Origin of the sequence: Endozoicomonas sp. (genome assembly GCF_051008435.1) — a bacterium.
Taxonomy (GTDB): domain Bacteria; phylum Pseudomonadota; class Gammaproteobacteria; order Pseudomonadales; family Endozoicomonadaceae; genus Endozoicomonas_A.
Genome location: NZ_JBPCXO010000041.1, coordinates 1 through 5,400 on the forward strand (window position 1 = coordinate 1; position 5,400 = coordinate 5,400).

General features: G+C 47.1%; 5 protein-coding genes. 4 read left to right on the forward strand and 1 reads right to left on the reverse strand.

From position 1 onward, the window contains the following. The coding region (locus ACR2PX_RS01805) for an ISKra4 family transposase (RefSeq protein ID WP_433997647.1) at window positions 1–1,278 on the reverse strand (1,278 nt) is incomplete at its 3' end. Between the two features lie 257 nt (window positions 1,279–1,535). On the opposite strand from ACR2PX_RS01805, the gene ACR2PX_RS01810 reads away from it, so the two are divergent. From ACR2PX_RS01810 to ACR2PX_RS01825, 4 genes are all read left to right on the forward strand, one after another. Next, entirely contained in the window at window positions 1,536–2,183 is a 648-nt protein-coding gene (locus ACR2PX_RS01810; RefSeq protein WP_433997648.1) for a TetR/AcrR family transcriptional regulator, read from the forward strand. A 69-nt stretch (window positions 2,184–2,252) separates the two neighbouring features. Then, a complete protein-coding gene (locus tag ACR2PX_RS01815) occupies window positions 2,253–2,735 on the forward strand; it encodes a L,D-transpeptidase family protein (RefSeq protein ID WP_433997649.1) in 483 nt (160 codons plus the stop codon). 38 nt (window positions 2,736–2,773) lie between these two features. Beyond that, a complete protein-coding gene (gene nagZ, locus ACR2PX_RS01820) occupies window positions 2,774–3,820 on the forward strand; it encodes a beta-N-acetylhexosaminidase (protein WP_433997650.1) in 1,047 nt (348 codons plus the stop codon). Window positions 3,821–3,910: 90 nt separating this feature from the next. Beyond that, on the forward strand, window positions 3,911–5,023 hold the full coding sequence (locus ACR2PX_RS01825) for a mechanosensitive ion channel family protein (protein WP_433997651.1): 1,113 nt from the start codon (window positions 3,911–3,913) through the stop codon (window positions 5,021–5,023). Window positions 5,024–5,400 lie beyond the last annotated feature (377 nt).

The window sequence follows — 5,400 nt, forward strand, 5'->3', positions numbered from 1 at the left end:
TACAATGGGAAAACCATACCGGTTCATCTTTAACCAGAACGCTTCCCATTGTCCGGATGAACAAACTAACGCTCTCAGCGTCAACAGCATTGATGCACCTTGCTCTTTCCAGCGCATCCCGGAGCGACACATGCGTTGTTTTACCAAACTTTTGCAAGCAGCCTCTGTAACACCTGAACCAATCGGTAAATTTCTATCCCTCGCTTCAGGGTAAATCATTTGATGCCAGTGGTTTTTAAAATAGGTTTTGGCTTTTATCAATTTTTCCAGAGAGACTGTACGATTGTTTCCCGGTGATGCTCGGCCAAGCTCTCGCCGTAGCTTTTTCGCTGCGCCTTCCTCGTGTTTCAGGTCATGTAGCTTTTGCTTAAGCCATGCATGCCTTTCTTGTGTGGTTTTCTTGCCCGGATACAGCGCCTCAGCGGCGTCAGCAACATATTCAGACACATGATAGAAATCCAACACCTGAACCGATGTAAAAGACTCTAAAAATGTCCAATTATCCGCAGCGCCATCTGCAACGCCCACATAGACCGCATCAGGAAATTTCTCTTTAATCTTCTGGATTTCCCCAGTAAACCGGTTGATGAAGGTTTGCTTGCCGTACTCCGGCGCTTCTGCACAGTAGAGAGTATGAAGACGCTCACCTTCATCATCATAGAGGCTGATGGTGCCGCACATAGCGATCCGATAGCCTTCGTAATACAGCAGGTTTACGTCATCAAGCCCTATGGCTACTGTCTTCACGGGCTTCGATAACTCAGGTATGTCGTATACCCACTTTTCTTCTTTGGCCTGCGCAATGCTTGCCACTACATCGGCTAAATCACGAAGTGTTGAGCGGCTGCTGGTTCGGCCATGATTTTGTCGCAGGTCTTCTTCAATCTGAGGAGCAGCCATCTGTGCATACTTCCAACTGACCATTCGAGCAAAGGCGGGTGTTGAATTGACAATGATTCGGGCGTTCTGGTCGAGTGGACAAAAGGTTTCTCCGCCTTGGCTGCTTTGGTATACATAGCGAGATACTTTGGTAGCACCCCATGAGGTTTCATAGACCTTGGGTTCTTTTTTATGCTTGCTGGTCATATGGATGCCGCCTATCTTGATGGGCGAGCCATCGGTATCCATGTATTCCAATTGCTTCTCTACTCCGAGCACTCCAGCCTGGTTGAGGCTTTGCTGAAGGTTGTCCTCGAAATCAAGCATTGAGTTTTGGTGTTGAACAGCAATGATAATCTGAGTTTCTTGATTATCAGATGATAAAATTTGAGCTGTCATACAGGTAAGAAGCTGTTGCTATATCAACGATTTCATAAAAGTAGCTCATGATCGTCGGTTTTTCTTACATTAATTGCCGCTCACACTCCTTTCGAGCTTGCAGGGCAGTATTATTTAGGAGTTTTGGTCTCGTGGTGAGGGGGGAGGAGAAAAAGAGGCCGGTTTTCTGCATTCATTCAGCAGTTACCTTGACAGTTCAGGGTTTGAAACGTAGGTTTTAAACAGTCGTTTATTAACCTTATAAAAATCCTTGAATCATGGCACAACCATCAACTGTAGAAAGAATTCTGGATTCAGCCGAGCTGCTCTTTGCCGAGCATGGCTTTGCAGAAACCTCGTTGAGAACCATTACCAGTCAGGCAGGCGTTAACCTGGCTGCAGTAAATTACCATTTTGGCTCCAAAAAAGCTTTGATACAAGCGGTATTTGCCCGCTTCCTTGATCCTTTTATGGACGGTTTGAATAAGACTCTGGATGAACTTTCAGAGCAGAGTCAGGACCCTGATCTTGAAGCTGTGCTGGAAATTCTGGTGGATCACATACTGGCGGTTAAGCCCAGAAGATCGGATGATATCTCCATCTTTATGAAGCTTATGGGACTGGCTTTTACCCAAAGTCAGGGGCACCTGAAGCGTTATCTGACAGAAACGTACGGGACGGTTTTCAGTCGCTATTTTGAACTCCTATTCAGAGCCTGTCCTGACCTGCCAACTGCAGATAAATTCTGGCGGACCTACTTTATTCTTGGCTCTGCCGTTTTCTCTATGTCAGGTGCGGATGCGCTGTTGGCTATGGCAAAGAGAGACTATGCCATCGAAGACAATCTTGAGAACATCATGAGAAGAATGGTGCCCTTTATGGCTGCAGGTCTGCGTGCTCATGCCGCCTTTGATAATGGCCGATAATGTTTATTCCGGCTGAAGGCTCTTAATCTGGCCTGAGGCTCTGAAACACCAGTCAATAGGGATTCAGCTGTGCATATTAATGTTCGAATTGCCTCACAGACTCTGGAGTTGACTCAAGAGGGGGCAGAGACGATCTGTTACTCTGTATCAACTGCCAGTAAGGGAGTAGGTCAGCAGGAAGGCAGCTGGCAAACCCCCCTTGGTCATCATGTTATACGAGCCAAAATCGGTGATGGTCTGCCTTTACATGCGGTTTTTCTAGGTAGGCGATACACGGGTGAAATTTATTCCTCTGAATTACAGCAGCAGTATCCTGATCGTCGGGATTGGATTCTGAGTCGCATTCTCTGGTTGAGTGGGCTTGAACCCGGTCATAATCGTTTGGGAAATGTCGATACTATGCGACGATATATCTATATTCATGGATCACCCGATGCTGCAGTGATGGGAGAGCCCGGATCACGGGGCTGTGTCCGGATGCATGGGAAAGACATGATAGATCTATTCAACCGGGTTCTTCCGGGTACCACAATCGATATACTGCCAGAGTAGCCGGATTGCAGCAGACGGTTCAGGAGAACAGGTAAAGAATGACTACGCGTGACCAGAACAACGCGAAAAATAATGGCGTTTTAATTATCGATCTTGAGGGGCAGACACTTCAGCCTGAAGAGAGGGATTTAATCCAGCACCCAGGTGTTGCCGGTGTGTTATTTTTTGCCAGAAACTTTCATGATCGCAATCAATTGTGTGATCTGGTCAATGAAATCAGAAGTATCAGGCAGAATCTGATTCTGATGGTTGATCAGGAGGGTGGCAGGGTACAGCGTTTCAAGCAGGACTTCACCCGCTTGCCTCCCGCAGAAAGCTATGCTCGTTACTTCAACCGTGATCCCCAGAGAGCGCTGGAATTGATTGAGGATTGTGGTTGGCTGATGGCGGAAGAGTTGCTTTCCTGTGGTCTGGATCTCAGTTTGGCTCCGGTACTGGATTTGAATTTAGGTCTGACGGACATAGTGGGTGACCGTGCATTGGGCGGTGAGCCGGAATCCGTTATTAAGCTGGCCACTGCCTGGTGCAGTGGTGTTCATGAGTCCGGTATGGCTTGCGTAGGCAAACATTTTCCTGGCCATGGCGGTGTGAACGAGGATTCTCACCTAACCTTGCCTCGGGACAGTCGATCATTGAATGCTATCGAGCAGCAGGATATGGTGCCGTTCAAAGCCTTGATAGAGCAAGGTATTGAAGCGGTTATGCCAGCTCACATCGTTTTTTCTGAAGTAGACGATCAGCCTTGTGGCTTTTCATCAATCTGGCTGAAGGATATTCTTAGAAATCAGGTCGGTTTTGACGGACTTGTCATCAGTGACTGTCTGACAATGGAAGGCGCTGCTTCTGCCGGGAGTTACAGTGTTCGAGTCGAAAAAGCCTTGAACGCAGGCTGTGATCTGCTGTTATTAAGCAGTCGTGATGGTGTCAGGGAGGTTTTACCCTGGCTTGATCAGTCTTCTTTCTCAACGCCTGAACTTTCTTCTCTTCAAGCCCGAGGTGGGCGTGATCAGGAAGAGTTGGTGACCATGGACCGCTATCTGAATTGCAAAGACAGACTCGATTATCTTTCAGAACGGTTTAACTGAACTGCTATGAGTGAATGAATGATTCCGTCCTCGCTGGGGATGGAGTTATTTGATAGTAAAGCATGCCATTATCTATCTGGAAGTAGAGTGATGTCGTTTTCAATCCCAGTTATTCAAGACCTTGATATTCCACAATGGGTTATCCAGGTCTTTATCGTCCTGATGATTTCAGGTGTCATCAACCTGATATCCTCCAAGGTGTTTGTCCATTTAGCTCGGGGAGCCAGAGCAACCCGGACCCCTTGGGACGATGCCGTTATAAGAGCCCTTAGAAAACCCGTGACCATGCTGATCTGGATTATTGGCATTTGCTGGTCTGTTGATGTTGTTTCTAAGGCTACGGATTCTGTCTTGATCGACGGACTCAGTAACCTCAGGGATGTCATTATCATCATGCTGATAGGCTGGAGCATCATCCGGTTTATTCGTCAGCTGGAACGAAATTTCCTGAATCCTTCCCTGACCGGTAACAAACCTAATGATCCAACGACAGTAGTGGCTATAGGCCGGTTGATTAGAATTGTTGTCATTATTACCTGTGCTCTGGTTGTTTTACAGTCACTGGGTTACAGCATTTCAGGTCTTCTGGCCTTTGGTGGTGTGGGTGGTCTGGCCGTCGGCTTTGCTGCCAAGGACATGCTGGCCAACTTTTTTGGGGGCTTGATGATTTATCTTGATAAGCCGTTTCGTGTAGGGGACTGGGTTCGTTCTCCTGACCAGAATATAGAAGGTACCGTGGAGTACATAGGCTGGCGTCAGACAAGGATCAGAACGTTCGACAAGCGTCCTCTGTATGTGCCTAATGCCACCTTTACCAATATCTCTGTCGAGAACCCGTCCAGAATGGAAAACAGGCGGATTAAGGAAACCATTGGTCTCAGGTATCAGGATGGCAGCAAGCTGGAAGCCATTATTACTGAAATTAAACAGTACCTTCATGACAATGATGAAATTACCAAAGACAAGATCCTGATGGTGAATTTCAATAGCTTTGGGGCGTCCAGTCTGGATTTCTTTATCTATTGCTTTACCTGCACTACAGACTGGGCTGAATATCACAGGGTCAAGCAGGAGGTTCTGGTCAAGATAATGAGTATCATCCACTCACATGAAGCAGACATAGCATTCCCAACCCAGACTCTTGATCTTCCAGAAGTACTACTTGGCAATTCAGCACCGATGGTAAAACCGGCACAGTCTTAGGTTCTGTTGACATAAGTTCGTCGCGCTCAGCTCAAGCGAGAAAAGCTCTGGCAAGGCGTGGTAGCGCAGGAATACTCATGTCTTTCAAGCGATCATAACGAAGTCAGAGTTTTTCTCGCTTGAGCCCGAAGGGTGGGTCATAAAGTGTCTTTCAGACTGCGTCGAGCGAATTTGACGTAGAAAAGCTACGCCTGCATTCGTTCTCCTTGCTGAAAACCACTTTATGACTCACTGAGCACACAAACTTATGTCACTCATGTTACGCACTCAGCAAAATCTGCCATGCTTTAGAGCATGAACACAGAGCTGTTTGAGCTGTATAGCGATTACCTGCTGTCCTCATTCGGCAAAACGACAGCCACACAGCTGTCATCTTT